Annotated in this window: 21 protein-coding genes; 9 read left to right on the top strand and 12 right to left on the bottom strand. The window is 62.2% G+C overall.

What is annotated here, in order from left to right:
- Positions 1-14: 14 nt before the first annotated feature.
- The 7 genes from B8V81_RS01240 to B8V81_RS01210 all read right to left on the bottom strand — a co-directional run bounded on the left by B8V81_RS01240 (position 15) and on the right by B8V81_RS01210 (position 12,405).
- The gene (locus B8V81_RS01240) at positions 15-968 is read right to left on the bottom strand and encodes a carbohydrate ABC transporter permease (RefSeq protein WP_101807503.1); all 954 of its coding nucleotides are present in this window, start codon (positions 966-968) and stop codon (positions 15-17) included.
- Positions 958-3,954: an extracellular solute-binding protein gene (locus B8V81_RS01235; RefSeq protein WP_244912689.1), complete on the bottom strand. Its 2,997-nt coding sequence runs from the start codon at positions 3,952-3,954 to the stop codon at positions 958-960. Before B8V81_RS01235 ends, B8V81_RS01240 begins: the two co-directional genes overlap by 11 nt.
- A gap of 94 nt (positions 3,955-4,048) precedes the next feature.
- Positions 4,049-5,638: an ABC transporter substrate-binding protein gene (locus tag B8V81_RS01230; protein WP_101807502.1), complete on the bottom strand. Its 1,590-nt coding sequence runs from the start codon at positions 5,636-5,638 to the stop codon at positions 4,049-4,051.
- A 37-nt stretch (positions 5,639-5,675) separates the two neighbouring features.
- Positions 5,676-7,466 carry a glycoside hydrolase family 66 protein gene (locus B8V81_RS01225; RefSeq protein WP_180968347.1) on the bottom strand — a complete coding sequence of 597 codons (1,791 nt, stop codon included), beginning with the start codon at positions 7,464-7,466 and terminating at the stop codon, positions 5,676-5,678.
- 186 nt (positions 7,467-7,652) lie between these two features.
- A complete protein-coding gene (locus B8V81_RS01220) occupies positions 7,653-9,263 on the bottom strand; it encodes an extracellular solute-binding protein (RefSeq protein ID WP_101807500.1) in 1,611 nt (536 codons plus the stop codon).
- Between the two features lie 17 nt (positions 9,264-9,280).
- On the bottom strand, positions 9,281-10,702 hold the full coding sequence (locus tag B8V81_RS01215; protein ID WP_101807499.1) for a response regulator: 1,422 nt from the start codon (positions 10,700-10,702) through the stop codon (positions 9,281-9,283).
- Positions 10,699-12,405 (bottom strand): sensor histidine kinase, encoded by a 1,707-nt coding sequence (locus tag B8V81_RS01210; RefSeq protein ID WP_101807498.1) that lies wholly within the window; start codon positions 12,403-12,405, stop codon positions 10,699-10,701. Before B8V81_RS01210 ends, B8V81_RS01215 begins: the two co-directional genes overlap by 4 nt.
- Before the next feature lie 164 nt (positions 12,406-12,569).
- Between B8V81_RS01210 and B8V81_RS01205 the strand changes: the two genes are divergently transcribed.
- The 4 genes from B8V81_RS01205 to B8V81_RS01190 all read left to right on the top strand — a co-directional run bounded on the left by B8V81_RS01205 (position 12,570) and on the right by B8V81_RS01190 (position 15,969).
- A complete protein-coding gene (locus tag B8V81_RS01205) occupies positions 12,570-13,265 on the top strand; it encodes a response regulator transcription factor (RefSeq protein ID WP_101807497.1) in 696 nt (231 codons plus the stop codon).
- A gap of 92 nt (positions 13,266-13,357) precedes the next feature.
- The gene (locus B8V81_RS01200) at positions 13,358-14,281 is read left to right on the top strand and encodes an ATP-binding cassette domain-containing protein (protein WP_101807496.1); all 924 of its coding nucleotides are present in this window, start codon (positions 13,358-13,360) and stop codon (positions 14,279-14,281) included.
- Positions 14,274-15,044 (top strand): ABC transporter permease, encoded by a 771-nt coding sequence (locus B8V81_RS01195; RefSeq protein ID WP_101807495.1) that lies wholly within the window; start codon positions 14,274-14,276, stop codon positions 15,042-15,044. Before B8V81_RS01200 ends, B8V81_RS01195 begins: the two co-directional genes overlap by 8 nt.
- 22 nt (positions 15,045-15,066) lie before the next feature.
- The gene (locus tag B8V81_RS01190; protein WP_101807494.1) at positions 15,067-15,969 is read left to right on the top strand and encodes a sensor histidine kinase; all 903 of its coding nucleotides are present in this window, start codon (positions 15,067-15,069) and stop codon (positions 15,967-15,969) included.
- Here the strand turns inward: B8V81_RS01190 and B8V81_RS01185 are convergent.
- Together B8V81_RS01185 and B8V81_RS01180 are read right to left on the bottom strand one after the other, a co-directional pair.
- On the bottom strand, positions 15,966-17,180 hold the full coding sequence (locus B8V81_RS01185; protein WP_101807493.1) for a phosphoenolpyruvate hydrolase family protein: 1,215 nt from the start codon (positions 17,178-17,180) through the stop codon (positions 15,966-15,968). The genes B8V81_RS01190 and B8V81_RS01185 overlap by 4 nt on opposite strands.
- A gap of 157 nt (positions 17,181-17,337) precedes the next feature.
- A complete protein-coding gene (locus B8V81_RS01180; protein ID WP_101807685.1) occupies positions 17,338-18,171 on the bottom strand; it encodes a phosphoenolpyruvate hydrolase family protein in 834 nt (277 codons plus the stop codon).
- A 237-nt stretch (positions 18,172-18,408) separates the two neighbouring features.
- Between B8V81_RS01180 and B8V81_RS01175 the strand changes: the two genes are divergently transcribed.
- The 5 genes from B8V81_RS01175 (at position 18,409) to B8V81_RS01155 (ending at position 23,781) form a co-directional block, all read left to right on the top strand.
- Entirely contained in the window at positions 18,409-19,632 is a 1,224-nt protein-coding gene (locus B8V81_RS01175) for a Tm-1-like ATP-binding domain-containing protein (protein WP_101807492.1), read from the top strand.
- Positions 19,633-19,819: 187 nt separating this feature from the next.
- Positions 19,820-20,902 carry an iron-siderophore ABC transporter substrate-binding protein gene (locus B8V81_RS01170; RefSeq protein WP_101807491.1) on the top strand — a complete coding sequence of 361 codons (1,083 nt, stop codon included), beginning with the start codon at positions 19,820-19,822 and terminating at the stop codon, positions 20,900-20,902.
- Positions 20,895-21,938 carry a FecCD family ABC transporter permease gene (locus tag B8V81_RS01165; protein WP_101807490.1) on the top strand — a complete coding sequence of 348 codons (1,044 nt, stop codon included), beginning with the start codon at positions 20,895-20,897 and terminating at the stop codon, positions 21,936-21,938. Before B8V81_RS01170 ends, B8V81_RS01165 begins: the two co-directional genes overlap by 8 nt.
- Positions 21,935-22,966 (top strand): FecCD family ABC transporter permease, encoded by a 1,032-nt coding sequence (locus B8V81_RS01160; protein ID WP_101807489.1) that lies wholly within the window; start codon positions 21,935-21,937, stop codon positions 22,964-22,966. The genes B8V81_RS01165 and B8V81_RS01160 overlap by 4 nt, the downstream gene beginning before the upstream one ends.
- 2 nt (positions 22,967-22,968) lie before the next feature.
- The gene (locus B8V81_RS01155) at positions 22,969-23,781 is read left to right on the top strand and encodes an ABC transporter ATP-binding protein (RefSeq protein ID WP_101807488.1); all 813 of its coding nucleotides are present in this window, start codon (positions 22,969-22,971) and stop codon (positions 23,779-23,781) included.
- A gap of 87 nt (positions 23,782-23,868) precedes the next feature.
- Here B8V81_RS01155 and B8V81_RS01150 read toward each other — a convergent pair whose 3' ends face one another.
- From B8V81_RS01150 to B8V81_RS01140, 3 genes are all read right to left on the bottom strand, one after another.
- On the bottom strand, positions 23,869-25,422 hold the full coding sequence (locus B8V81_RS01150; protein ID WP_101807487.1) for an MFS transporter: 1,554 nt from the start codon (positions 25,420-25,422) through the stop codon (positions 23,869-23,871).
- Between the two features lie 65 nt (positions 25,423-25,487).
- Positions 25,488-25,820 (bottom strand): ArsR/SmtB family transcription factor, encoded by a 333-nt coding sequence (locus B8V81_RS01145; RefSeq protein ID WP_101807486.1) that lies wholly within the window; start codon positions 25,818-25,820, stop codon positions 25,488-25,490.
- A gap of 200 nt (positions 25,821-26,020) precedes the next feature.
- A complete protein-coding gene (locus B8V81_RS01140) occupies positions 26,021-26,377 on the bottom strand; it encodes a nucleotide excision repair endonuclease (protein WP_028600151.1) in 357 nt (118 codons plus the stop codon).
- Between the last annotated feature and the right edge of the window lie 57 nt (positions 26,378-26,434).

The following is a 26,434-nucleotide window of genomic DNA, read 5'->3' as shown; positions in this document are numbered from 1 at the left end:
GTAGGTTTCAAGCTTCAGGATTTGTCCCCGAACAGCTTGTAGCTGACTTTGTTGAACAGGATTACGATATACAGCAGCACGACCGTAACCGCGGAAGCATAGCCCATCTCGTAGCGGATGAAGCCGAAGTCGTTGGCATGGTCCACGATCAGCCAGCCGGCATATTGCGGAGGAGGCGTCCCTCCGCTGAGCGCCGCGGCCATCCCGGATGCGTTGAACGTGCCGATGATCGCCATGACGGCCCCGAACAGCATCTGCGGCTTCATGGACGGGATCGTGATGAAGAAGATCTCCTGCCATCGATTCCGAATACCATCGATATAGGCCGCTTCATACATCGTTTTGTCGATATTCAGCAGGCCCGCCAGCATCGCCAGGAATCCGACGCCCATGCTTCCCCAGAGCGCGATGAAGATCATGATCGGCACGAGGATATCCGGCGCTTGCAGCCACTGCACCGGCTCCTTGATCAGGTTCATCTTCATGAACCAGTAGTTCAGGTAGCCGGTCTGGTCACCGCTGAACAGCACTTTCCATACGACGGTCATCATGACCGGGCCGGTGATGGACGGGGAATACAGGATGACGGTGTACAAGGTCCGGATCCGGTGGGGAACCTGGGACAGCATCCAGGCGAGAAGGAATGCCAGCATGTATCCGATCGGGCCGACGATCGCGCCGTACAGCAGCGTGTTGGTGACGGCATGCTGCAGGAACACCGAGTCTCCGGTAAACAGGTCGATGTAGTTCTGAAAGCCGACAAACCGGGGAAATTCCACCGTGTTGAAGGAAGTGAAGGACATCGCCGCGGCGATGGCGACCGGCAATACGATCAGCAGCGTGAACAATGCCGCATACGGCAGGATGAACAGATAAGGAGAATCGGCGAGCCGCTTGAAGCGGCTCCGCTCGGTTTCCCCGCTGAGGCCCGGACTCGCCGCGCGCTCGATCGAAGTGCTACTTTCCATCGTCTTTCACCCAATTCCCTACGTTATCGATGGTCGGAACGCGGTATGGCTTGATCAGCTTGCCATCCTTGACATATCCGAACTCCTGCAATTTCCGGTCGAACTCCCGGTTGATCGTCTTCACCGCGTTGTCGAGCGCCGTGCGCGGATTCTGCTTGTTGAAGACGACCGCATTCCAGGCGTTGCTGATTTCCCGCTCCAGCACATAGTCGCCCGGCACTTTGCCGGTCGTCTGGATCCATTTCCACTGCTCGAGAATGGCCTCTTTCGAGTCGGACGGCCATGCGCTGTCCGCGAAGCCTTTCAGGTTGGCGGTCATGTACAGGAATTTCTCTCCCAGAGTCGACTTGATGTTGTACGAGAACGCGCTTTGAGTATCCGCGCTGGCCCACCACTGGATGAACTTCCACGCAGATTCCTTCTTCTCGCTGCTCTTGAAGATGATGCTGGACGATCCGTACGTCGGATCCCAGCGCTCGACGACCCCCTGCTCGTTCCGGACTCCCGGGATCGGCAGGACGGCCCACTGTCCCGCCAGCTCGGGGGCGGCATATTTCAGCTGGATGTACGTGTTCGCGTCGCCGATTCCGACCGGCGTCTTGCCGTTGCGGAAGCTCTGGTAGAACTCGGATGTCGTGATCGGCACGTTGTACACCGTGAACAGATCCGTCATGAATTCGAATCCCTCGTAAGCGCCGCTCGCATTGATCGCCGTCTTGCTGCCGGTATCGTCATACAGCCGGCCGCCGAACTGGTACAGGAACGGCGTCGTCGTATCGAATCCCTTGAACGAGTTGTTCGATCCGAGCGGGGTATAGAAGTTCATGTCGTACTTCTGCAGCATCGGGACGAGGCTGGCGACATCTTCCCAGGTCTGAGGCGGCTCCTCGCCGAGGAACTTCATCAGATCCTTGCGATAGAAGAGCAGCTTGACGTCCTGCGTCTCCGGGAAGGCGTAGACGCCCTTGTCGTAGATGAACGGGATGAACGCGCCGGGGTTGTACTCCTCGGCCAGCTTGTAGAATCCGTCGTATGGCCTCAGATCCTCGATGATGCCCCGGATCGCCAGCTCGAACGGCTTGCCGAAGCTGACGCCCATGGCCGCATCCGGCGTGCTGCCGGCCGCATTGGACAGAACCAGCTTGTTTTCGTCCGGGAGGATGGACAGATTGACCTTGATGCCGGTGGCAGGCGTGAACTCTTCGTCGATCATCCGCTGCATGAGCTCGACATACAGGCGGGACTGGTTCACCCAGACCTGGACGGTCTGGCCGTCGACGGCACCCGCGCTGCCGTATCTCGGATTGGCGAACGAATAGAAGAAGGACTTGACGTTCTCCACCGAGCTTTTGACGATCCCCGCTTCCGGCTTCGGCAGCTCCCCTCCGCTGCCGACATAGATCTTGTCGAGGTGAAGAGGACTGTAGACGAGCATGGGGAGGACGGACTTGATCCTTCCGTAGGCGGAAGTCTGATCTCCGACGAACTTGCCCATGTAATGGGGCAGCTCGTTCGGATCGTCCACGAATTCCCGCACCATCTGCGCGGCGACTTCCAGCTGCGAGAGGGCCGGCAGATCCTCCTTCCCCGTCTGTTCCGCCAAGGCCCGCTTCTGCTCCTCGATCTTGGCGGCGATTCCCAGCAGATAGGCGGAGATCTCGGGAATGTACTTTTCCAGATTCCATTTCCGTTCCCGATCGACCAGTCCGCCTGTCAGCCGGTTGACCTGCTGCGATGCGGCGTCCATCATCTCGGCCGTCTCGAGCAGCTCGTGATAGATGTCCCGCACGGAAGAATTGTCGTTCGACAAGGTCAGGCTATGCATTCCCTTTTCCAAATAGATTTCATAGGGCGTTCCGTGCTCGTCCTGGAGAGTCTCGTTTTTCCAGCCGCTGGAATAAGGGAAGGAATAGCTGCTCAGCTCGCGGAACGGAACGTTCCCGTCCAGCTCGATTTTCCGGTGGCTCGGCATCCCGTTGTTCGTATCCTGGGAGTACTTGAAGGTCAGGCGGTAGAAGCCGCTTTCCTTCGCTTCGAAGCGGTACGAGACTTTGTCGCCGCTTTCTCCGAACGAGTAGCCGTCGAGCACGTTCAGCACCCTGTTCTTGTACGAGTAGGGAGTGACGGCCGCATCGCGAACGTACTTCGCCCGGATGCTCGGCCTGCTCTTCCGCGCCATGTCCTCGGCTTCGATCGTGACGGACTGGACTTCGCCCGATGGGGCGCCTGGCTTGGATGCCCGATAGTCCTGATACGGCTGCACGGCTGTGGCCGTGTTCTTCAGCTCTGCCTTTCCGATCAGCAGATGGCCTTCGTTGATCGTGATCTCGACGGCGTTGCGGCCTTTTTTCAGATGGAACTTGAGCGGTTCCGCGAAAAAGAAGTTGGGATCGCGAAGGCCTTCGCTTCTCCAGGCCGAATCGATCTCCGATCCGGGAACCAGCTCATCGCCGTACCGATCCACCTTCTTGTCTCCCTCGCGCACTTTCCAATCCACCGGGAGCTTGATCTCATTCATCTCGTTGTACGGCTTCTCTCCGTTGACCTCCACGCTCAGCTCCGGATTCAAGGCCGAGCGCGCCAGGATGAAGTCGTCCAGCCAGATCTCATACAGCCCTTCTTCCGGCACCTCCGCTTCATAGGCCACCTTGTCTTTCGGAGCGGCATAGATGACATCGCCGCCGTACCCTTCGCTCTCAGCCGATCCGTACACCTGTCCTCCCCCGACCCGCTTCAGGGAAATGCCGGCCGGCCGCTCGGGAGCGGCAAGCTTGGCCTCGGTCCAGCTCCGGAGAACATGCCCATACTGGCTGCTGCCGTCCTTGCCGTTCATGTACGCCTCTACAGCGGCTGCGCTGCGCTGCAGCTCCGCCGGCGAGGCTTGCGGAGCGGGGCTGCCGCCCGGGAGCATCACCGCCAGCGCTCCGGCTGCGGCGATGATTCCGATGCCCGCCCACGCATAGCCGGTTTTTTTGCGTGCCTTCACTTGATCACAACCTAACCTCGTCGAGTTTTACTAAAAAGGATCCGCAGCCGCCGGTCGGAGTACTTGGACCGGCAGCTGCGGATTCCGTCTCGCCTTACTGGGCGTTGTACTCGCGCAAGTAGTCGTCGAGCGTCTTGTTCATCAGCGCGTCCCACTCCGCCGCCACATCGGTGTACTTCTTGCCTTTGTCCCGGATCTGATCCCGGATCTCCCACGGATTCAAGGTCTCATAGGCTTTGTTCACGCCGGGAAGCTGCCTCGGATAAGGCACTGGATTGGACAGCGACTGCTGGAAGTCTACGTTCTGGAAGGCCTTGAAGTTGAAGATCGACAGCTCGCTGTCCTCCGGGAAGCCTTTGACGAGCGGATGGTTTTTAAGCACTTCCGGATTGGTCGTGATCGGCCAGCCTTGGACGAAGTCCATCAGGCTGTCCTCCGCGCGGATCGGCGCATCTTCCGGCAGGCCCAGGTATTCATCGATCAGCGCCCAGCGTGACTTCAGGCCTTCTTCTCCATAGGTCAGCCACTTCAGCAGCTGGAAGGCCGCTTCCGCCTTGACCGGCTCCTCGTCCAGCGCGCTGGAGAGGCTCAGCGTATCGAAGTACCCGTGCAAGGCGGTCACGCCGCCTTCCGGAGCGGCCGGCATCGGATAGATGTCGATGTCCATGTTGCGGGTCTTGATCATTTCATTGACGCTGCTGCTGAGCGAGTAGAGCCAGAAGTTGCCGACCGCTTCGAGGCCGTCTCCCCATGGATTGGTGGAGTCGCCGACCTTCTTCTTGCGCACGTCTTCCGGCAGATCCCAGAACCAGAGGCCTTGCTTATCCTCTTTGGCGAACTGGTCCAGCCACTCTCCGTATTTCGGACTGTTCGCGAAGTCGAACCGCTTCGTCTCGGAGTTGAATCCTTTCCAGCCGTTCGGGACGCCGTCGAAATAATGGGGGCCGTGGTCGATGAAACCGATGCCGCCTGGGAAGACCGGGTTGTTCGGAGTCAGCTTGGCGACTTCCAGCCGCAGGTTCTCGTAATCGGCGTACGTCCAGTTGTATGGAGGCACCGCGATGTTGTTCTCCTTCAAAAGCCCCAGGTTCAAGGCAGGGAACTCCGACACCGACTGGAACGGAATGCCGTACGTCTCCTTGCCGTCATACGTCTTCATGAAGCTGCGCGCATTCTCCGAGATCCATTTCGACTCGGGATCCGCCTCGAGATACGGCGTCAGATCCAGCGTCAGCTCGCGGTCATAGGCTTCGGCAGCCAGCGGAGAGTAGTAGATGTCCGGCAGCGTCCCTTCCATCGCCCGCGCCGTGAGGATCTCCAGCTCATCGTTGTCCGACTGCTCGATCGCCAGCTGCTGGTCGCGGACCACGGTGATGTTCGGGTATTTCTCCATGAACTTGCGGACGTTCAGGAACATCGGATTGGTATCGTCGTTTTCCCCGTAGAACCGCATCGCGTAGGTCAGCTCGATCGGCTGCTCCTGCCAGTCGGCGACTCCGTTCCCGTCTTCATCCGTCCCGTTCGTCCCGGCTTCCGCATCGCCCGTGTTCGAATTCTCTCCGTTCTCGACAGCCGCGTTCTCCACGTTGGAAGAATTTCCAGTGCCGGAGTCGTTGCTGCAAGCGGCGGACAGCATGGATGCGATCACCATGACCGCGGTGACGGCCATCATTCTTTTTTTCATAGGACCCTCCCGGTTCGTTTCCTAAGTTGGATTGGATTCATTCATAGCGGACTTGCAGCAGATCCCAATAATGCAGCTTGGGCAGCTTTACGAATACGCTTCCATCCTTCTGCTCGAATTCCAGCTCGACGGAGGAACCTTCGTAATAATCGGGCGAGGCGAGCAGGATCCGCTTCACCTTGCGTTCCGCCTGGAACTTGATGCCGACGTCCGTCAGCTCGCCAGGCTCGGTCTGGGACGCCTCGTTGTCCTTCCATTCCATCGTCGACGCTTGCGTGAGGTTGATGAAATGGATGACGTCGACGCCTTCCTTCTGTTTGGCGAACGACCACACCTTGCCGGGCTCGGCTCGCGGCGAGACCTCGACTCCGGACGTTCCGGCCGCCTTGGCGTCGAATGCTTCCAAGCCATCCCGCAGCAAGTTCTGGTAAGCCGTCTGGAAGTCGTAGTAATCGATCAGCTTCTCTTCCAGCTCGGCGGGGATGGACAGGTTCCGGTTGGGGAAGTATTCATTGGAAAGCATGTTCTCCCCCAGCTCCAGATGGGAGCCGCCTGCCGCGAAAATGACGGCATCGGCCAGCAGGACGCCCGGCGCATTGAAGGAACCTTTGCCGGATTTGGAATGGTCGTAGTTCATATAGGCGGCCAGCACCGTATTCAGCTTCCCTCGGCCGGACCGGCCGTTCTTGTCGATGACTTCCTTCAGGTCGTCGTAGCGGGGATGGGACCATACCTCGGTGTAGAGGAACTCCACCGGCGCCAGCGCCGCCAGCAGTCCTTGCCCGTACTGGTCGACCGCATTCATGACGTAGTCGACGTCCAGGCTCTTCTTGGCCGCCTTGAGGAAGGAGACGTAATCCTGGGGAAGGTTCACGGCGCGTCCCGTAGCATCGTACAGCGTTCCTCGGGGTCCGAGCTGATCGACATGCCAGCCGTCGAAAGGCAGATGGCGGAACACTTCCTGCTCCTTGGCGACGATATAGTCCTGCCAGCCGGGATTGCCCGGATCGACCAGCATGATGTCGCTCGCCCATCCCGGAAGCGGATGCTTATCCTGCTCCGTCCGGTCCCGGTCCTTGAACAGTCCCCATTCCTGCCTCACGCCGTCCTGCTCGGCATCGTCGTATGCGCCGAAGAGGAGATTGTAGTTCATCGCCTTCATGCCGCGGCTGTGGGCCAGGTCGATATAGCCCTTCACCGTGTCGTAGGCGACTTCCCGGTTCGCGATATCCTTCCATTTCGCTGCCGGCTTCCCGCCTTCCAGCGGGAGCGGATCATGATGCTTGGACTGCCAGTCGTAGAACTGGATTCCGTTGATGTGGAACCGGTTCAGCCGTTCGATCACCCGCTCCATCTGCTTCCGGTCCATGGCCGGAAAGTCGGCCAGATAGCCGTAGCGGGGGAACCTGGCCCAGTCGGACGAGACGTCGACCGCGATGTTCATCTGATCGACGATCTTCTCGTCCCGGGTGACGAACACCTCCGCCATATAGCCTTGGAAGTCCTCCTTCGGCGGAGTCCAGGTCCAGGAAGCCCGGCCTCCTTGCGGCGCGACTTTCCTGCTGCCTATTTTCGTCCCGAGATGGCGGTACTGGACGATCAGCTCCAGCCCGCTCCCGGCCGGATCCAGCTCCAGGGAAAACTCCACGGGCTCGCCGGGCTTGTAGGCGGCTTTTTGCGTGTTCAGGGACATCAGCACCTGCTCGCCGGGATGAGCCGCCTCCACGGCCGACAGCTCTCGCGGCGCGCTGCATCCAGACGCCAGCACCGGCATGAGGCATGTCAGGATGATCGCGGCGCGCCTTCCTCTCTGTACATGAATCTTCATCCTGCTCGAACTCCTCTTGCTCGGATATGAAAAGCGGCTTCCCCTTTCCGCATGCGCTTTCATGTTTGTGGCCTGTTATCAGGATACAAGTAAAGGACGGATTCCTAAGATAGGAATCCGTCCCCTGATCAGGTGGAAAAATGTTTCGTCCCGGCGACATCCTTCCCCCTCCCGTCCGACATCTGTCTACCCTTCGCCTGCCTCATCCTTCTGCCGCTTCCATTCCTCCACCCATCGGTCGAAGGCTTCAATCGGCGCGTCGCCCATGATGATCTGGGTGAACACCTCCTTTTCCTCGTCCAGCAAGCGCCGCCAGGACGGGTCGAGAGCATTCAGGCCATGATCGCCGCTCTGCACCTTCTCCACCTTCGGATCGAGCAGGTTCCGTCCGCCCACGAGCAAGGAATAGGCTCGCTTGAAATTCGCGTCACGCGTATTCCAATCGACGATGCCCGTGCTGGCGTACGGCTTCCGCTTCACCGAACGGATCGTTTCAAGATCGTTCGCGAGCATCGCGTACTCGGACATTCCTTTAAAATCGGCCTTGTCCCGGCGGCCGGCGAGCACGTCCCGCATCGCTTCCACGGACACCTTGATCTCATCGCGGGGAACGAGCACATGCGGCAGGGGCTTGAAGATGTCTCCGTATTTGTAGCTGTCCCTCAGGATCATGTTCACGACTTTGAGGACGGCTTCCGGATGCTCGTACTCCTTGCGGACCACGACATAAGACTGCGTCGGCCGGAACACCTTGGCATTGAACCGGCCCTCCGCGTCGAGCGGCAAGGCGTACGCCTGCCAGTCGGCTCGGGAATTGTTCTTGAGGGCTTCCGGAATCGACCAGTCTCCGCCGAAGGACGGGGCGAAGAAGATGCCCGCTTTGCCGTTGATCACGACCTCCGCCTCCGTCTCCCGCATTCCCATCTCGCGGTCGATCAGTCCCTTGGCATAGAGATCCTGGAGCGCGGCCAGAGCGTTCCTCGTTTCCGGCTGGATCGATCCATAGGCCGGCTGGCCGTCTTCTCCTCGAAGCCAGAAGCCCGGATAGGCCTGGTACGCGGAGAAGATCGGATTCAGGTCGAAGCTGCCCGGGCCGGCATGGAAAGCATCGTAGAGCGAGGCGCCGGCGGCGATGCCGATCGTATCCTTCCGCCCGTTTCCGTCCGGATCCTCCTCGACGAAAGCCTTAGCAACGAGCTCCAGCTCCTTCATCGAGGCAGGCGGCTCGAGGCCCAGCCGGTCCAGCCAATCCTTGCGGATCCACATCATGCTGAAGTCCTCCGGATTTGCCGAGGGCAGCGCCAGCATCCTTCCGTACCGCGTCGCGCTTCGCATCGCGTCTTTTTCCGCGCTCTCCAGGATCCGTTTCATAGCGGGGGAGGCGTATTTCGGATAGAGCTCGGTCAGATCCGCCAGCTCCCCCGCCTCGACCATCTGGCTGAACTGGTAGCGGGACACGACCATCGCATCCGGAAGCGCATTGCCGGATATCGCCAGATCGATCCGCTGCTCCATATTTTCACTGGTGGCGAACCAGTCGATCCGGACGTCGACGTTCAATTCTTTCCGGATCGCTCTGATCCATGGATTGCTGGCCGGCGTCTCCCCGGTATACGATTTGTAGTTGGGGTCTACTTCCATGGCGATCGACAGGACGATCGGACGGCTATAGGGCGAGAATGCCGGCTCTCCCTCCGCTTCCCTTGCCGGTCCGCCGGATCCGGGCTCGCTGCAGGCGGCGGCAGCCGCGGCGAGCAGGATCACGATCAGAAGCGCTCTAGCCTTCGTTTTCAACATGCGGTCCTCCTGGGCGTCTAAAGTTGTCGCGGCGTCCGCTTGCGGACCCGGTACTCGCTCGGGAGCATCCCGGACTGGTCGCGGAAGATGCGGCTGAAGTATTTCTCGTCCATATACCCGGTGTGCTCCGCGATCCATTGGATCGTCCGGTTCGTATGCAGCAGATACTGCCTGGCTTGCTCCATCCGGATCTCGCGGACATGCTCCTTGAAGGTGCGACCCATGATGTCCTTGAAGCATTGGCTGAAGTAGCTTCGGCTCATGTTCATTTCCTTGGCGATTTCGGCAGAGGTCAGGGGCTGGTCCAGCCTGGCCCGCATCATCTGCTCCGCTTTCATGACGCAGTTGACGATATCCTGCGAATAATGGATCTTCGCGGCCAGCAGGCGGAGCTTCTCTCGCACCGCTTCGAGCCACTGCTCGATCCGATGCCAGGATGAAAACGACTCGTCGACTTCCAGCTTGCCGTCCCAAGTCGACGAGAAGATGCGGTTCCGTTCGCTGGCGAAGGCATACAGCAGTCCCATCAGCTTCGGCCGCGGAATCCGCATGCCCTTGATGCCCCCCTTGAGCCGGCCGAACAGCCTGTCGTCATACAGCCATTCTCCGGACAGCAGCAGCTCCTTCAGCGGCTCCAGCTCCTGCTCGCCCCCCTCCGGCTGGAGCGGTCCTTCATCGCCTGGAAGGATGCAGAGCGACAGGACCGGACTCCGAGGGTCGAAGGCATAAAACAGCTCCGTGCCGGCGAACGTCCGGACCCAGCTCTGCAGCTCGGCCAGCGTAAAGCCATGCAGATCCGACCACTGGATCCATGCCGTATCGCGGCTCGACCCGCTATGGCGGGAGACGGCTGCCTGCAGCCGCTCCTCGCTCCCGCGGGCTGCAAGCAGCAGCCAGGCATTGCGGTCGACAGCGATGGCTTCGGCTTGGGCGTCCTGCTTCAGCTGCTCGATCCTGCCGCCCTCATCCTGGCCGTCCAGCCCGATCAGCGCATAGCCGCATTGCAGGCTCGGCTCTCGGATCCCTGCCGGAGAACGGCCGGCCGCCTCGCCCCGCGGCTTGTCGCGGATCCGTTCGGCGATGCGTCCGAGCACGTCCTCCAGCTGCTCCTTCTCCAGCTCCACTTTCGCGATATAGTCGATCGCGCCCAGCCTGAGGGCTTCTTGGATGTACTCAAAGTCCTGGTGCAGGGTAAGCACGACGACCGGAAGCTCGGGAAAGCGGCCGCGCACGACCCGCATGAGCTCCATCCCCGACAGGACCGGCATGCCGAGGTCGGTGAGCATCAGCTCGACGTCGTTGGCTTCCAGAAAGCGAAGCGCCTTCTCCCCATTGGACGCCTCGCCGACAACCTCCATGCCGAAGCGGCTCCAGGGCATCATCGAGATGAGCCCTTTGCGGACCAGCTTGTCGTCGTCCACTACAAGCACTCTAATCATAGTTGCCTTCTCTCCTCTTCAATCGGTACCGTCAGGAAGATGCTCGTCCCCTTGCCGAGCTCGCTGCGGACCTCCAGCTTGGCCCGATCGCCGTAGCGGGTCTCGATCGTACGCTTGACATAGCTCATGCCGATTCCCATTCCTGTCTTCTGCTGCTCGGAAGGCTCGCTGCCGAGCAGCTCCTGGATCTTCTCCTCGGACATTCCCGAGCCGTTGTCATGGATCGCGATCTCGATGCCGCGGTTCTGCCGGACGACGACCTGGATGTATCCTTCGTCGTCCAGTCCATGATAGAGCGAGTTCTCCACCAGCGGCTGCAGGATGAATCGCGGAACTTCCTTCTTGAGCAGCTCCTCCTCGACCTGGATGCGGACATCGAACTGGAAATCATACCGGATCTGCTGCAGCGTCAAATACTGCTCGGTCGCCTGGATCTCCTCTTCGATCGTGGAGGGCCGTCCGAGCTTGCCGAGATTGTAGTACAGCAGCTTGTTCAGCGACTGCACGAGGCGGTCGATCTCATGCTGTCCGTTCATGACCGCCAGCCAGTGGGCGGTATCGAGCGTGTTCATCAGGAAATGAGGATTGATCTGATGGAGCAGCTTCTCCACTTCCAGGTCCACGCGCTGCTTCTCCTTCTCCCCGATCTCATGGAACAGCTCCCAGATATGCCTCTTCATATTCTGGAATTGGCGCAGCAGCGCGTCGAATTCCGGAATGTCGGTCCATTTGGGGCTTGCGCTCGCCTCCGCATGCGTAATCGTCTTGATTTCCTTCTGAAAGACGCCGAGCGGCTTGTAGACCATCTTCCACAACAGCCCGGCCAGCAGCACCGACACCCCCAGCAAGACGAGGGAGAACAGGGAGGTTTGCAGGAACCAGCGGTTCTTCTCCTTGTTGAAATCGGCCTCTGCGAAAAGGGAGACGGCGCTCCAGCCCTGCTTGCTTTCCTGCTTGTACCAGTAGTAGCCCTTGCTGTAATCGGCGCTCTTCTCCGGAGAGAATCCGGGGAAAGCCGTCCCGCTCTTGAACAGTCGCGGCGCCTCGCTGTAAAGAATCTTTCCCTTCCTGTCCAGCAGGACCACCCGGGAAGGATTGTTGCGGGCTTCCTTGCTGTCGAGCATGTTCTTCACCAGCTGGAATCCGGACTCGATATAGACGTAGGCGTCATCCCTCCCGGGAAAATCCACCTTCCGAAGGACCGACAGCACCGGCTCGTTGTCCAGCCGGTTGAAGCTTTCATGCGGTCCATAATAAATAATTCCGTAAGATTGGGCAAAGAGAGGCAGCTTTCCCGAAGAAAAGCTGTATTTCACCGGAAAGTTGGCGAACCGATAGGACTGGTCCTTCTCGAAATAATACATGGCGAGACCGATGTCCGGATTGGTGGACGTGATCAGGTTCAGCTTGCTCTTGAACTGATGCTGCAGCTTCATCCGGTTGAAAGACTCCTCCGTGCGGATCAGCTCGTCCAGCTCCTTGACGGTCCTGCCCTCGTAGGCGAACTGCTGGGAAATATGGTTCAGGCCGCTGAGCGAATTCTCCAAGGACAAGGTGACTTGGCTCAGATTGCTTTGGATGCTGGATTCAAGCTTGTTGGTCAGGATCGAGTTGATGGTATAGTAAGAGATCATGACGATAAAAACGAACGGAACGAGCGAACCGAGGAAATAAATGATGAAAATTCTTTTTTTCAATGTCATTCCGATGACCTCTGCATGGTTATGGATTTCCGTTATGGATTTCCGTTGTGTATTTCGTCAAAATGGCCTGTGGTTCCTGTTTGACGTCTACAATAGTGAAAAATCGAGGCCGAGCCGAGGGATCTGGCCGCGCTCGACTTGCGAGAGGGAGAGGGAGAGGAAAGATGACGGACAAGCTGCCCATCCTCGTCGTCGAGGATGACGACGACATCAGCCGGCTGTTGTGCGGCGTGCTGCGCAAGGACGGGCATGAGCCCCAGCCGGCCTACTCCGGCACGGAGGCGCAGCTCTACCTCGAGCAGCGGCCGTGGGCGCTCGTGCTGCTCGACCTGATGCTGCCGGGCAAGCGGGGCGAGGAGCTGCTGGAGGCGATCAGCGCGCGGCACGGCTGCCCGGTCATCGTCATCTCGGCGCGGGACGGGCGCGAGCCCAAGATCTCCGCGCTGCGGACCGGCGCGGACGACTACATCACCAAGCCGTTCGACCTCGAGGAGGTATCGGCCCGCGTCGGGTCGGTGCTCCGGCGCCATCGCCGCCTGCCGCAGCAGCCGGGTCCGCAGCCGCTGCGGCACAAGGACCTGGAGCTCGATCCCGAAGCCCGGACGCTGACGGCGGGAGGGACCGAGATGGCGCTGACGGCGCGCGAGTTCGACATCATCGCGCTGCTCATGGCTTCTCCGAAGAAGCTTTTCACCAAGGCGAACCTGTTCGAGAGCGTCTGGGGCGAGGAGTTCCTCGGCGGAGGCGACAACGTCGTCGGCGTGCATATCAGCCATCTGCGGAGCAAGCTGGCCAAGGTCCGTCCAGGGGAAGAGTACATCGAGACGATCTGGGGCATGGGCTACCGGCTCAAAACTTAAGCCTTTCTTATGGATTGGCTTTAGGAACGCTTACGAAACGGCCTTTACACTTGAGCCATGACCCGAACCGGGACCAGGAGGCTGAGGCAATCATGCAGGAATACGTCTTGAGGACGCATCAATTGACCAAGCAGTACGGCAAGCAGGTCGCGCTCGACCATGCGGACATGACGGTCCGCAAAGGGGCGATCTACGGCTTCATCGGGCAGAACGGAGCCGGCAAGTCGACGCTCATGAAGCTCGTGACGGGGCTGGCGTTCCCGACGTCCGGATCGGTCGAGCTGTTCGGGGCGGCGAGCGGCTCCGAGCTCGTGCAGGCGCGCCGGCGCATGGGGGTGTCCATCGAGAGCCCCGCGCTCTACCCGCAGCTCACGGCGGCCGAGAATCTGGAGGCGCACCGGCTGCAGCAGGGCATCCCCGGCCGCGAAAGCGTCCGCCGCACCCTCGAGCTGGTCGGCCTGTCCGGCACCGGACGCAAGAAGGCGCGGGCGTTCTCGCTCGGCATGAAGCAGCGGCTGGCGCTCGGCGTCGCGCTGCTCGGGCAGCCGGAGCTGCTCGTCCTCGACGAGCCGACCAACGGACTCGATCCGATGGGCGTCGTCGAGATGCGCGAGCTGCTCACGCGGCTCAACCGGGAGAGCGGGATCACGATCCTCATCTCCAGCCACATCCTGAGCGAGCTCCATCTGCTCGCCACGCACTACGGCATCATCCACAAGGGCCGGCTGCTGGAGCAGCTGACGAGCCGGGAGCTGCAGGAGCGCTGCCGCCAGTTCATCCACATCAAGGTGAATCTGCCGGAGCGCGCGGCCGTCGTGCTCGAGCGCGAGCTCGCGACCCGGGAATTCGAGGTGGCGGCGGACGGCAGCATCCGGCTGTACGCGCATCTGGACCGGCCGGCGGCCGTCGCCTCGGCGCTCGTCGCCGGCGGGCTGGAGCTCGAGCAGCTCATGCCGATGGGCGAGGATCTCGAAAGCTACTTCGCCTCGCGGATCGGAGGCGGCGGCCATGCTTAACCTCCTGCGTTCCGAGAGCTACAAGCTGCTCCGCAACCGCTCCCTCTGGCTGCTCGCGGCCGTGCTGGCCGCATCGGGCATCGCCTACGTCCTGTTGACGTACTTCGACGATCCGGACGGCGGCGGGACGCGGGGCGCGGCGAGCGGGCTCGACCTGCTGGCCACGGCGATGGGAGGCAACAACTACATCATCAAGATCGGGCTGTGCGTGCTGGCCGGATTTTTCATCTCCAGCGAATACAGCGCCGGCACGATCAAGCGCGGCGCCGCTTCCGGCTACAGCCGCAGCCGCTTCATCGCCGCCAAGCTGCTCGTCTTCATCGGCGGCTCCGTGCTCGTCGCCCTCATCTTCCCGGCGGTCATCTTCGCGCTCGGCTCCGCGCTGATGGGCGTCGGCGAGCTGCCGGGCGGAGCGTCCGCGGCGGACTACGCCTGGCGCTCGCTGCTCGTGACGGTCACGCTGTCCGCGGCGTTCGCCGCCGTGACCGGCGCGGTCGCGACCGTGCTGACCGACAGCGGCAAGACGATCGGCACCTTGTTCGTCTTCTATTTCTTCGCGGACGGCCTGTACGCCATGGCCGGCAAGTTCATCCCGTTCGTCGAAACGATGTACCGGCACTCCATCTTCAGCCTGATCAACGCCTACGCCGATCCCGCGATGAGCTCGGCGCAGCTCGCGCAGTCGGTCTATGTCCCGCTGCTCGTCGCCGCCGCCTTCATCGGCATCGGCATCGCCGTCTTCGAGCGCAAGGAAATCCGCTAGACCAAAAAGGAGGAGGCAGCGCATGGCGCCCATCCTGATCATCCTGTCCTTGGGCGCCGCCGCGCTCTGCCTGCTCCGGCTGCTGCGGATGCGCAAGGAGGCGCGGGCGCTCGCCCGCCATCTGCGCCGCTACAACGACGGCGAGGTGTCCGGCCAAGCCGTCATCGGCGGACCGGACCGCGCCCTGGAGGCGCTGGCCGCGGAGATCAACCGCCATACCGGCCTCATCGTCCAGGCGCATGCCGAGCGGCGGCGCACGGAGGACGAGCTCCGCCAGGCCGTCGCCAACATCTCGCATGACCTGCGCACGCCGCTGACGTCCATCTCCGGCTATATCCAGCTGCTGGAGCGCGAGGGCCTCAGCGAGGACGAGCGCCGGGATGCGGTCGCCGTCATCCGCAAGCGCACCGCGCGGCTGAAGTCGCTGCTGGACGACTTCTACGAGCTGTCGAGGATCGACTCCGCCGACTACGCGCTGAAGCCGGAGCGGCTGCGGCTCGACAAGCTCGTCCCCGAGATTCTGATGGGCTTCTATGATGCGATGGAGGAAAAGGGGCTGGAGCCCGCCTTCGAGCTGTCCGAGCGTCCGCTCGTCATCCGCGCGGACGAGTCCGCGGTGCGCCGCGTCGTGGAGAATCTGGCGCTGAACATGATCCGGCACGCCTCCGGGCGGGTCGAGATCGCCCTGGCCGCCGAGGGCGGGCGAGCGGCGCTCCGGCTCCGCAACCGCGCGCCGCAGCTGCTCGGCACCGACCCGGAGCTGCTGTTCAACCGGTTCTACATGGCCGACGCGTCCCGCTCGGGATCAAGCTCGGGCCTCGGCCTGTCCATCGCGCGCGGGCTGATGGTCAAGATGGGCGGCGGCCTGAACGCCGAGATGAAGGGCGACGCGCTGGAGCTGACCTGCGAGTGGCGGCTGGCCTAGCGCTCCGGATCGGCTCCCTGCCGCTCCTTCCACTCGCTGGGCGTCATGCCGGTCTCCTTCTTGAAGATCCGGCTGAAATAAGAGGCGTCGGAGTATCCGACCCGGGCTGCCGCGTCGTGGATCGTCCCCTCCTCGCTGCCGAGCCACTCCTTGGCGGTCTGGATGCGCTGCCGGATCAGCCAGCGCGAGAAGCTCATGCCCATCTTGCGGGTGAACAGCTGGCTCAGGTAGTTCCGGTTGAGATGCAGCCCCTTGGCGATCGCGTCGAACGAGACCGGCTCGTGAAGATGGAGCGAGACGTGCAAGGTGACATACCGGACGTAGTCCGCCTGCTCGATGGCGGCCTGCAGGTCGAGCTGCTGCCGGAGCAGCTTGTTCTCGGACTTCACTTCCTCGTAGTTCTTGAACAGCTCCGTGACGCGCACGATGCTCGTCTCGGTCGGGATGCGCTCGAAGCTCGAGCCGCCGATGCAGCCCATCGCGTCCGTCCCCCGGTAGATCCGGTCGGCGTCCTCGGGCGAGCTTACCGGCCCCCCGTAGACGAGCTTGAACGCATGAGGATTGACCTCGGCGGCCGCCCGGAAGATCGTCCGGGACAGCGCGATGCCCTGCTCCATGGTCATCGAGCCCTTGACGCCGGCGCCGCCTCCTTGGGTGAAGCCGAGGTGGGCGCAGATGATGTCGGCTCCGGCCGCGGCCATCCGCCTGGCCTGATCGGCCGAAAAGACGAAGGCGACCGCGAACAGCCCCTTGCGCACGGCCCGGGCCACGGCCTCCACTTCCTTGTCGAACGAAATTCCGGCTTCGTGAAGGGCTTCCCCGTAAACGCCGTCGATCAGGCCGACGGTCGGAAAATTGGTCATGCCGGCGAAGCCGGCTTCCTTGATCTCGTCCAGATAGGACTCGAGCTCGATCTCCGGGTCGGTCGCGCACAGGCCGAAGATGCACGGCGTATGGCGGACCTGCCTCAGCACCTCCTGGACGCCGATGTCCATCACCATGCGGTTGCTGTTGCCGAACGGCAGCAGGCTCGCCGTCGAGCCGCAGCCCATCAGGCGGAAGCGCCCGGCGTTGAGCACCAGAATGAGGTCCGCGCCTCCCGCCTCCGCGTATCCTGCGAACAGGCCGCAGCCGATCGCCGCGCCGACGATCGGCTTTTGGCTTGCGACGGCTTCCATGAGCTTTTCGCGAATTTGAGTCGAAGTCTGCATGCTCGCCATCCCTTCCCTGCCTAGTATCCTATATTCTACCATTTGAGGGATACGGCGTTCAAAAGGCACGGTTTCAGCGCCGGCCGACGCCAAAAAGGCTCTGCCCCAACGGGCAGAGCCTTGCGGTCTTGGCTCACGCATGAGCCGGGCCTTGCCGTCACGGCTCGCGGCGCAGCTTCGCGAACCGTTCCGTCTGGTCGCGGATCGCCCGCTCGGTCGGCAGCCTTTCCATGGAGCTCGCTCCGTAGAAGCCGTGGATCTCCGGACAGCGCTCCAGCACATAGGCGGCATCCTCCGGCTCGGCGATCGGCCCGCCGTGGCAGAGGATCAGGAGGTCCGGCCGGACCTCCAGCGCCGCGCGGGCGATCGAGCGGACCCTCTCGACCCCCTGGTCGAGCTTCAGGGCCGTCCGCGCCCCGATCGCGCCGGACGTCGTCAGGCCGAGATGCACGACGAGGATGTCCGCCCCGGCGCGCGTCATTTGCACGGCATCGTCCTCGTCGAACACGTACGGGGTCGTCAGCAGATCCAGCTCATGCGCCATGCGGATCATCTCGACCTCCTTGGCGTAGCCCATTCCCGTTTCCTCCAGGTTCGCCCGGAAGTGGCCGTCGATCAGGCCGACGGTCGGGAAATTCTGCACGCCGCCGAACCCTTCCTCCCGGATCTGGCGCAAGAACCGGCTCATGATCCGCATCGGATCGGTCCCGCATACCCCGGCGAGCACGGGCGTCCGCTTCACGACGGGCAGCACCTCGCTTGCCATCTCCATGACGATCGCGTTGGCGTCTCCGTACGGCATCAGGCCCGCCAAGGAGCCATGGCCCGCCATGCGGTAACGGCCCGAGTTGTAGATGACGATCAGATCGATGCCGCCCTCCTCCTCGAACTTCGCGCTGATGCCGGTGCCGGCGCCTCCGCCGATGATGTAGCCGCCTTCCTTGACCTTCTCCCTGAGCCGATTCAGGATCGATCCTCTATTCGAAGCCATGACGTCGCCTTCCTTTCTCGTGCGGCCGTTCGCCGCCTGCATGCCTCCAGTATGAAGGATGAGCCCGACGTTCGACAGGGACGATCGTTATGCTTCCTAGCACTTTCATCGCAAGTTGCGGAAAACTCCCTATCATAATCCTAAAGCAGCCTACCATTCTCTATTTACTCGTCCGCCCGACTTTGAGAAAGTAAAGACATGTAAGCGCAGTCATCATGGGGAGGCGGGAAATCGGGCATGAACCGAAGCGTAATTATCATCGGCACTCTGGATACGAAGGGAGCCGAAATCATGTTCCTGCGGGAACGGATCGAAGGCGCCGGCGTCGCCACGATCGTCCTGGATGCAGGCGTATTCGAAGCGTTGACCGGGCAGGCGGATCTGTCGAACGAGGAGGTCGCCCGCGCCGGAGGCGTTCCGCTGCAGGAGCTGATCGACGGCAGGGACCGCGGCGCCGCGATGGACGTCATGATGAAAGGCGCGGCGGCGCTGCTGGGCGGTCTGCATCGGGAAGGCCGGGTGGCCGGAGTGATCGGGCTCGGCGGCTCGGCGGGCACGACGATCGGCACCTATGCGATGCAGGCTCTCCCGATCGGGGTTCCCAAGCTCATGGTATCGACCGTCGCATCGGGCAATACGCGGCCCTACGTCGGCGAGAAGGATATCGCGATGATGTATTCGGTCGTGGACGTGTCCGGCATCAACCGCCTGTCGGCGAGCATCCTGTCCAACGCCGCCCATGCCATCGCGGGCATGGCGGCAGGCTCGCCTCCACGGCTGGAGGACAAGCCGCTCGTGGCGGCGACGATGTTCGGCGTCACGACGCCCTGCGTCACGGCGGCACGGGAATACCTGGAGCGCAGCGGCTACGAGGTGCTGGTGTTCCATGCGACCGGCAGCGGAGGGAGGGCGATGGAGGCGCTCATCGACAGCGGCTTCATCGCCGGCGTGCTGGACGTCACGACGACCGAATGGTGCGACGAGCTCGTCGGCGGCGAGCTCTCCGCCGGGCCGCAGCGCCTGGAGGCGGCCGCCCGCGCCGGCATTCCGCAAGTCGTCTCGACCGGCGCACTGGACATGGTCAATTTCGGCCCATGGGATACCGTTCCCGAGAAGTTCGCCGGGCGCAACCTGTACCGCCACAACGCGACGATCACCCTCATGCGCACCGATGCGGAGGAAAACCTGCGCCTGGGCGAGATCATCGCCGCCAAGCTGAACCGGAGCCGAGCTTCGTGCGCGATGTTCCTGCCGCTCCATGGCGTCTCCCTGCTCGACGCCGAGGGCCAGCCGTTCCATGGGCCCGACGAGGACGCCGCCCTCTTCTTCTCCCTCAAGCAGCATCTCGACCCGACGCGCGTCGAGATCATCGAGATGGAGAACAACCTCAACGACGAAGCGTTCGCGCTCGCCATGGCCGAGCGGCTCGTCGAGCTGATGCGCCAGGCTGCCGTCCACTGAACGGAATAGGCCGCTTCCGGTCCCCCCTAGCGAAATGGCATCGGATGATTCAGTCCAAGAGGCTGCCCCTGCGGGCAGCCTTTTTCGGTTGCTTTTATTGACAAGCCTTTCAAAAGGGGGCTATCATTGACGTTGATAATCATTATCAGCATCTAAATCCAATACAGACAAGGAAGGGTCATCCACCATGAATGCCTTGAACCGCCGCTTCTCCCTCCGCCTCCCGCTCCTGGCCGCCGCGCTGACGCTCGCGCTCGCCGGCTGCTCCAGCACGTCCAACAACGCCCCGGCCTCCTCGCCGAGCCCGTCTCCGAGCGCCGCGCCTACCGCGGCGGCGACCGCGACGCCGGCTTCCGACTATCCGATCGTCATCAAGCACGCCTTCGGAGAAACGACCATCGACAGCAAGCCGGAGCGCGTCGCGACGGTCCAGTGGGCGAACCACGACGTCGTCCTCGCGCTCGGCGTCGTGCCGGTCGGCTTCTCCGCGGCCAACTACGGCGTGCAGGACGACAGCGGCCTGCTCCCTTGGACCGCCGCCAAGCTCAAGGAGCTCGGCGTGGACAAGCCCAACGTGTACCAGGATACGGACGGCCTTGACTTCGAGGCGATCTCGGATTCCGATCCGGACGTCATCCTCGCCTCGTACTCCGGCATCACGCAGGAAGATTACGACACGCTGAGCCAGATCGCTCCGGTCGTGCCGTACGAAAAGGCTCCCTGGGCCACGACGTGGCGCGAGCAAGTGCTGCTCAACGCGACCGGCATGGGCATGAAGGCCGAAGGCGAGCAGCTCATCAAGGACACGGAAGCCCTCATCCAGGAAAAAGCCGCGGCGTACCCGCAGTTCAAAGGCAAGAAGGTCGTCTGGGTCAACTTCTCCGCGAAGGACATGTCGCAGCTGCATCTGTACACGCCGGCCGACCCGCGCGGCGAGTTCCTCATCTCGCTCGGCATGGACTATCCGGAAAGCGTCACGAGCCAGATCACCGATCCGACGGCCTACTCCCTCAAGCTGAGCGCGGAGAACGCGGATGCGCTGAGCGACGCCGACATCCTGGTCGGCTATGGCGACGAAGCGCTCTATGAGGCGGTCAAGGCCGATCCGGTGCTGGGCAAGATTCCGGCGATCCAGCGCGGATCCGTCGTCTTCATCGGCAACGGCACGCCGCTGGCGGCAGCCGGCAACCCGAACCCGCTCTCCATCGCGTACACGATCGACGACTACCTGAAATTGATCGGAGACGCCGTCAGCAAGAGCAATGGCTAGTCCGGCAGCGGCCATTCCGGATGCGCAAGCGGGCTCTCCGGCGCCGAAGCATTTCGCGGCGGTGCTGATCCTCGGGCTCGTCCTGCTCGCGCTGTGCGTCGTCGCCTCCCTCGCCTTCGGCGCCCGCTTCGTGCGGTGGAACGAGCTGATGGACGGCTTGTTCCATCCGGAGGTGGACACCTACGGGGCGAACGTCGTCCGCAAGCGGATCTCCCGCACCGTCTTCGCCCTCTGCTGCGGCGGAGCGCTCGGCGTGTCCGGGGCGCTCATGCAGGCCGTCACCCGCAATCCGATCGCCGATCCGAGCATCCTGGGCGTCAACACCGGCGCCGCTCTGTTCGTCGTCTGCGGGCTGGCTTTCCTGAACATCAGCACCGCGAGCCAGTACATCTGGCTCGCTCTGGCGGGAGCGGCGATCACCGCCGTCTTCGTCTTCGGCATCGGGTCTATGGGACGTGGCGGCGCCACGCCCCTTAAGCTCGTTCTGGCGGGAGCGGCGACGAGCGCGGCGCTGGCCTCGCTCGTCACCGCGATCATGATCCCGCGCTCCTACGTCATGGACCAGTTCCGGTTCTGGCAGGTCGGCAGCGTCGGCTCGGCGACATGGAGCGGCATCGGCACGTTCCTGCCGTTCCTGCTCGCGGGCATCGGCATCGCCATCCTGTGCGCCCCGGCGCTCAACGCGCTCGCGCTCGGAGACGACGCGGCGACCGGCCTCGGCGTCCGCACCGGCTTCCTGCGGTTCGTCGCCGCGCTCGGCGGCGTGCTGCTGTGCGGAGCGACGACGGCGCTCGCCGGCCCGATCGGGTTCATCGGGCTGCTGGCCACCCATCTCATGCGGCTCGTGCTGGGGCCTGACCTGCGGTACGTCATCCCGATGTCCGCGATCGCGGGCGCCGCCATCCTGACGCTGTCCGACATCGTCGGCCGGCTGGCCGGCAGCCCCGGCGAGCTGGAGGTCGGCGTCGTCACCGCGTTCATCGGCGCTCCGCTGCTGATCGTGCTGGCGATGAGAGCGCGGGTGCGTTCCTTATGAGCGCGGCCTCGATCTCCCTCATCACGGCGGGACGCCGGGTCCGGCGCCGCCGCTGGATCGCCGTCACGTCGCTGCTCGCCCTGCTGGCGCTCGCGCTCTGCTGCGCCATGCTGCTGCTCGGCAGCACGATCTATCCGGTGCAGGACGTCATTCGGGCGCTCACGGGCGAGCCGCTCAAAGGCGTCTCCTTCGCCGTCAACACGATCCGGCTTCCGAGGATGCTGGCCGGCCTGCTGGCGGGACTCGCCTTCGGCATGGGCGGCTACATCTTCCAGACGCTGCTGCGCAATCCGCTGGCGAATCCCAACGTCATCGGCATCACCTCCGGCTCGAGCGCGGCGGCCGTGTTCGGCATCGTCATCCTGCAGGCGAGCGGCGCCGTCATCTACGTCGCCTCGGTCATCGCCGGCCTGGCGACCGTAGCCGTCATCTACCTGCTGTCGCGGGGCAAGTCCTTCTCCATCGGGCGGCTGATCCTCGTCGGCATCGGCATCCAGGCGATGCTGGACGCGGTCATCTCGTACCTGCTGCTCGTCAGCGCGGAGCAGGACGTGCCGGCGGCGGTCCGCTGGCTGACCGGCAGCCTCAACGGCTCCCAGATGGACGAGCTGCCGCCGCTGGCGCTGTCCGTGCTCATCTGCGCGCCGCTCCTCATCGTGCTCGGCAAGCCGCTGCATGTGCTGGAGCTCGGCGAATCCTCCGCCACCTCGCTCGGCGTCAGCGCCGACCGGACGCGGATCGCCCTGTTCCTCGGCTCCGTCTGCATGATCGCGCTCGCCACGGCGACGACGGGGCCGATCGCCTTCGTCTCCTTCCTGGCGGGACCGATCGCCAAGCGGCTCGCCGGAGCCGGCTTCTCGAACGTCGTGCCGGCCGGGCTGGTCGGGGTCAACCTCGTGCTGGCCGCCGATCTGATCGGCCAGTTCGCCTTCGCGTACCGGTTCCCGGTCGGCATCGTCACCGGCCTGCTCGGCGCGCCGTATCTGATCTTCCTGCTTGTCCGCATGAATCGAAGGGGAGAATTGTAACCATGAAACCGACTCCTGTGTTCCAAGCCGAGCGGCTGGAAGCCGGCTATGACCATAAGACGGTCGTCGACGGCGTCAGCCTCGTCGTGCCGTCCGGCCGGATCAGCGTCATCATCGGAGCCAACGGCTGCGGCAAGTCGACGCTGCTCAAGACGCTGGCGCGGCTCATCAAGCCGTCCGCCGGCCAGGTGACGCTGGACGGACGGTCCATCGGCTCGATCGCTCCCAAGCAGCTCGCGCGGACGGTCGGCATCCTGCCGCAGTCGCCGATCGTGCCGGAGGGCATCTCCGTCGCCGATCTGGTCGGACGCGGACGCTATCCCCATCAGCCGCTGCTCGGCGGCTGGTCCAAGAAGGATACGGCGGCCGTCGCCGAGGCGATGGACCTGATGCGCGTGACCGAGTTCGCGGACAAGCCGATCGACGAGCTGTCGGGCGGTCAGCGCCAGCGCGTCTGGATCGCGATGGCGCTCGCTCAGCAGACCGACATCCTGTTCCTCGACGAGCCGACGACGTACCTGGACATCACGTATCAGGTCGAGATCCTCGACCTGCTCACCGACCTCAACCGCGACCACGGCACGACGATCGTCATGGTGCTCCATGACATCAACCTGTCCGCCCGGTACGCGGACTACATCTTCGCGCTGCACGAGGGCAAGCTCGTCGCCGAAGGCAAGCCGGCGGACGTCGTCACCGGCTCGCTCGTCAAAGACATCTTCGGCCTCGACTGCACCGTCATCGAGGATCCTGTATCCGGCACGCCGCTCGTCGTGCCGAGAGGCCGGCATCACGTGTCGGCCGGACGAAGCTGAACGAAGCCGCGGCCGAGGCCGCGGCGGATGCAACGCCGCGACACCAAAAAAGCGCCCCTGCGGGGGCGCTTTTTATCTCTCAGCCCCCTACTCGCGCTGCGAAGGCTTGCGGATCAAGACCGCGCTCGCCGCCGTTCCGATCAGGAGGAAGACGGCCATGAGCAGGCTCGCTTCTTTCATCCCGGCGTTGAACGCATGGAACACGATCGGCTTCGCGTCCTGAAAAGCAGGGAGGGCCCGGAACGCCTCCGCTTGCCCGCGGCCGAAAAGCTGCGAGCCGGCAAAAGCCCCCGCTTCCTGGAGCAGCTCGAGCAGCTTGTTCTTCGATTCGACGTCCATGCTCGAAAGAGCCGCGACTTGCTTGCCCAGCGACTCGTCATATCCTTCCGTCAGCTTGATCCCGAGCAGGACCACGCCGAAGGACAGTCCGACTTGCCGAAAGACGTTCAACATTCCCGAAGCCATACCGACCTGGCTCTTGTCGACGGCACTCATCGCGGCATTGGCGATGGGAGGATTCACGAGCGCGTTGCTGATGCCGAGAAGGATGAATCCCGCCAGCAGATGGCTCCATTCCAGGGGAACTTGAATCCGATGGCGCAGGACAAGGATTCCGATCGCCCCGATCAGCAGCGCTCCGCCGATCAGCCACCGATCGCTGATTTTTCCGGATAAGAACCCGGCCATCGGCCCTAGCACAAGGGTAAATCCGCTGATCAAGAGCATCCTCTCTCCCGTTTCAAAAGCGGAGTAGCCCATATAATTCTGCATCAGAATCGTGAGGTAAGTGAACCCCCCGTACAGTCCCGCTCCCAGAACGAAAGCCGCGATGTTGGCGCCGTTGAACGCCGCGCTTTTGAACATCGACAATTCCATCATCGGCTGGTCGACCTTGCTCTCGGTCACGATAAACGCGATGAAGAAGAGCAGCGATGCGCCGAACAAGCCCAGAACATGCCCGTCCGTCCAGGAATAATCCGGGTGCATCTCCTTCTGGATCAAGGCGAGCACCATCGTGAAGATCATCGCCGTGCTGAATGCGAAGCCTGGATAATCGATTCTCCCCTTGCTGTTCCGAGCGCTCTCCCGGATGAAATGCATTCCTGACAGAATAGCCGCGATGCCGAAAGGAAGATTGACCAGGAAGATGGATCGCCAGCCCCAGCTGTCCACCAATGCCCCGCCGATAAGCGGACCGGCTGAGATCGCCAGACCGACCACGCTGCTCCAGATGCCCAGCGCAAGTCCCCTTTGCCTGTCGGGAAAAGAAGCAGTGACGATCGTCAACGACAGGGACATCATGGCCGCGCCGCCGATGCCTTGCAAGGCTCGGAACAGGTTCAGCCACACATCGCTGGCCGCGAGCCCGCAGGCCAAGGAGCCGATGACGAACAAGCCGAGCCCCGTCAAAAAGACTTTTTTGCGTCCGACGACATCCCCCAGCTTGGAGATCGGCAACAGCAGGGCCGCATAAACCAGCGTGTAAGCATTCAGCACCCATTGCAAATTCGAAAAGTCGGAAGCGAAGCTTCGTTGGATATCGGGCAGCGCGACATTGACGATGGTGAGATCCAGCATGGCCATGAACACGCCTAAGCTGACGATGATCAGAACCCACCACTTTCTAGAATGGCTTTCCATTTGATGTCCCTCTTTTCATGTTTTTGTGCACACAAATGCACTTATTGGCGGAAAAGAAAAGCACTCTAGGGCTGCAGGTTCAAGAGTGCTTTCATGTTGCTCGCCGTCTTTTCGAACCGGTCTACGACACCGTGCTGGTTGGCTTTGTAGTAGATTTCCCGGCCTTCTTTCCTTCTCTGCACGATATCGAATCGATTCATGTAGTCCAGATGGCGAGAGATCACGGATCGGTTCTGGGGGAAGTGCTCGGCGATCTGCCCGATGGTCATTTCCCCATAGATGGAGAGGAAGACCAGCAGCTCGCTTCGGACCGGGTCAAAAATGGCTCGGTAGTATTCAATGTCGATGTTGTCTTCGATCAGCTTCTTGCACTTGTTCGGATCGTGACCAAGTCCCATCCTCTCACCGCCTGCCTTTTATTATATGCATTTGTGTGCACATGTAAACAAAAATCTTCGAGAGCATCCAGCCGGACAGCGGGCTGAACGGGAGATCCAGGTCTTCTTTGCCAAATCCATCCGCAACGGAGCCGCCTGCGAGGACAGCCCGCCAAAAAAGGAAGGCGCCCCTCCAAGGGGCTCCTTCCTTCTTGCCGTCCTTATTTATAAAACACCTTTTCGATGTTGTACTTGGCCTTGAGCTGATTGATGAGATAGGTTTCGTAGATTTCCCGGTGCATGGGCTCCTCGATCAGGCACACCTCGATCTTGGCGACCTCGCTGCGATGGTTCTTCATGACGGACGACGCATCCTCGAAATGCTTCTTGATGCGGGGCCGCAGCTTGCGCGCCTTGCCGACGAACAGCAGCTCGTCCTTGTCGTTGTAGAACAGGAAGATTCCGCCTTCTTCCCTTGTGATCCGATGGAAATCCGTAAACCCGTAAATATGGCTGGACTGAGGATCCTTTTCCTTGTATAGGGTGACGTCCGGTTTTGGAATGGTGATCTGAATCATGCGCGTTCGCTCCTTCTGCTGGGCCTGTCTCATTGGTATTTCTATTATTATACCTGC

Origin of the sequence: Paenibacillus pasadenensis, from assembly GCF_002864175.1 — a bacterium.
Lineage (GTDB): Bacteria > Bacillota > Bacilli > Paenibacillales > Paenibacillaceae > Paenibacillus_O > Paenibacillus_O pasadenensis.
Note: the sequence above shows the minus strand (reverse complement) of the source record. Positions and strands in the feature narration are given on the sequence as shown.

What these genes read in the sequence shown, in the direction of transcription:
- B8V81_RS01210 (WP_101807498.1), bottom strand. Translation starts at nt 12,405, where the DNA reads ATGACATTGAAAAAAAGAATTTTCATCATTTATTTCCTCGGTTCGCTC.
- B8V81_RS01170 (WP_101807491.1), top strand. Translation starts at nt 19,820, where the DNA reads ATGAATGCCTTGAACCGCCGCTTCTCCCTCCGCCTCCCGCTCCTGGCC.
- B8V81_RS01200 (WP_101807496.1), top strand. Translation starts at nt 13,358, where the DNA reads ATGCAGGAATACGTCTTGAGGACGCATCAATTGACCAAGCAGTACGGC.
- B8V81_RS01155 (WP_101807488.1), top strand. Translation starts at nt 22,969, where the DNA reads ATGAAACCGACTCCTGTGTTCCAAGCCGAGCGGCTGGAAGCCGGCTAT.
- B8V81_RS01220 (WP_101807500.1), bottom strand. Translation starts at nt 9,263, where the DNA reads ATGTTGAAAACGAAGGCTAGAGCGCTTCTGATCGTGATCCTGCTCGCC.
- B8V81_RS01190 (WP_101807494.1), top strand. Translation starts at nt 15,067, where the DNA reads ATGGCGCCCATCCTGATCATCCTGTCCTTGGGCGCCGCCGCGCTCTGC.
- B8V81_RS01195 (WP_101807495.1), top strand. Translation starts at nt 14,274, where the DNA reads ATGCTTAACCTCCTGCGTTCCGAGAGCTACAAGCTGCTCCGCAACCGC.
- B8V81_RS01205 (WP_101807497.1), top strand. Translation starts at nt 12,570, where the DNA reads ATGACGGACAAGCTGCCCATCCTCGTCGTCGAGGATGACGACGACATC.
- B8V81_RS01175 (WP_101807492.1), top strand. Translation starts at nt 18,409, where the DNA reads ATGAACCGAAGCGTAATTATCATCGGCACTCTGGATACGAAGGGAGCC.
- B8V81_RS01165 (WP_101807490.1), top strand. Translation starts at nt 20,895, where the DNA reads ATGGCTAGTCCGGCAGCGGCCATTCCGGATGCGCAAGCGGGCTCTCCG.
- B8V81_RS01160 (WP_101807489.1), top strand. Translation starts at nt 21,935, where the DNA reads ATGAGCGCGGCCTCGATCTCCCTCATCACGGCGGGACGCCGGGTCCGG.
- B8V81_RS01225 (WP_180968347.1), bottom strand. Translation starts at nt 7,466, where the DNA reads ATGAAGATTCATGTACAGAGAGGAAGGCGCGCCGCGATCATCCTGACA.
- B8V81_RS01145 (WP_101807486.1), bottom strand. Translation starts at nt 25,820, where the DNA reads ATGGGACTTGGTCACGATCCGAACAAGTGCAAGAAGCTGATCGAAGAC.
- B8V81_RS01230 (WP_101807502.1), bottom strand. Translation starts at nt 5,638, where the DNA reads ATGAAAAAAAGAATGATGGCCGTCACCGCGGTCATGGTGATCGCATCC.
- B8V81_RS01185 (WP_101807493.1), bottom strand. Translation starts at nt 17,180, where the DNA reads ATGCAGACTTCGACTCAAATTCGCGAAAAGCTCATGGAAGCCGTCGCA.
- B8V81_RS01180 (WP_101807685.1), bottom strand. Translation starts at nt 18,171, where the DNA reads ATGGCTTCGAATAGAGGATCGATCCTGAATCGGCTCAGGGAGAAGGTC.
- B8V81_RS01240 (WP_101807503.1), bottom strand. Translation starts at nt 968, where the DNA reads ATGGAAAGTAGCACTTCGATCGAGCGCGCGGCGAGTCCGGGCCTCAGC.
- B8V81_RS01140 (WP_028600151.1), bottom strand. Translation starts at nt 26,377, where the DNA reads ATGATTCAGATCACCATTCCAAAACCGGACGTCACCCTATACAAGGAA.
- B8V81_RS01150 (WP_101807487.1), bottom strand. Translation starts at nt 25,422, where the DNA reads ATGGAAAGCCATTCTAGAAAGTGGTGGGTTCTGATCATCGTCAGCTTA.
- B8V81_RS01215 (WP_101807499.1), bottom strand. Translation starts at nt 10,702, where the DNA reads ATGATTAGAGTGCTTGTAGTGGACGACGACAAGCTGGTCCGCAAAGGG.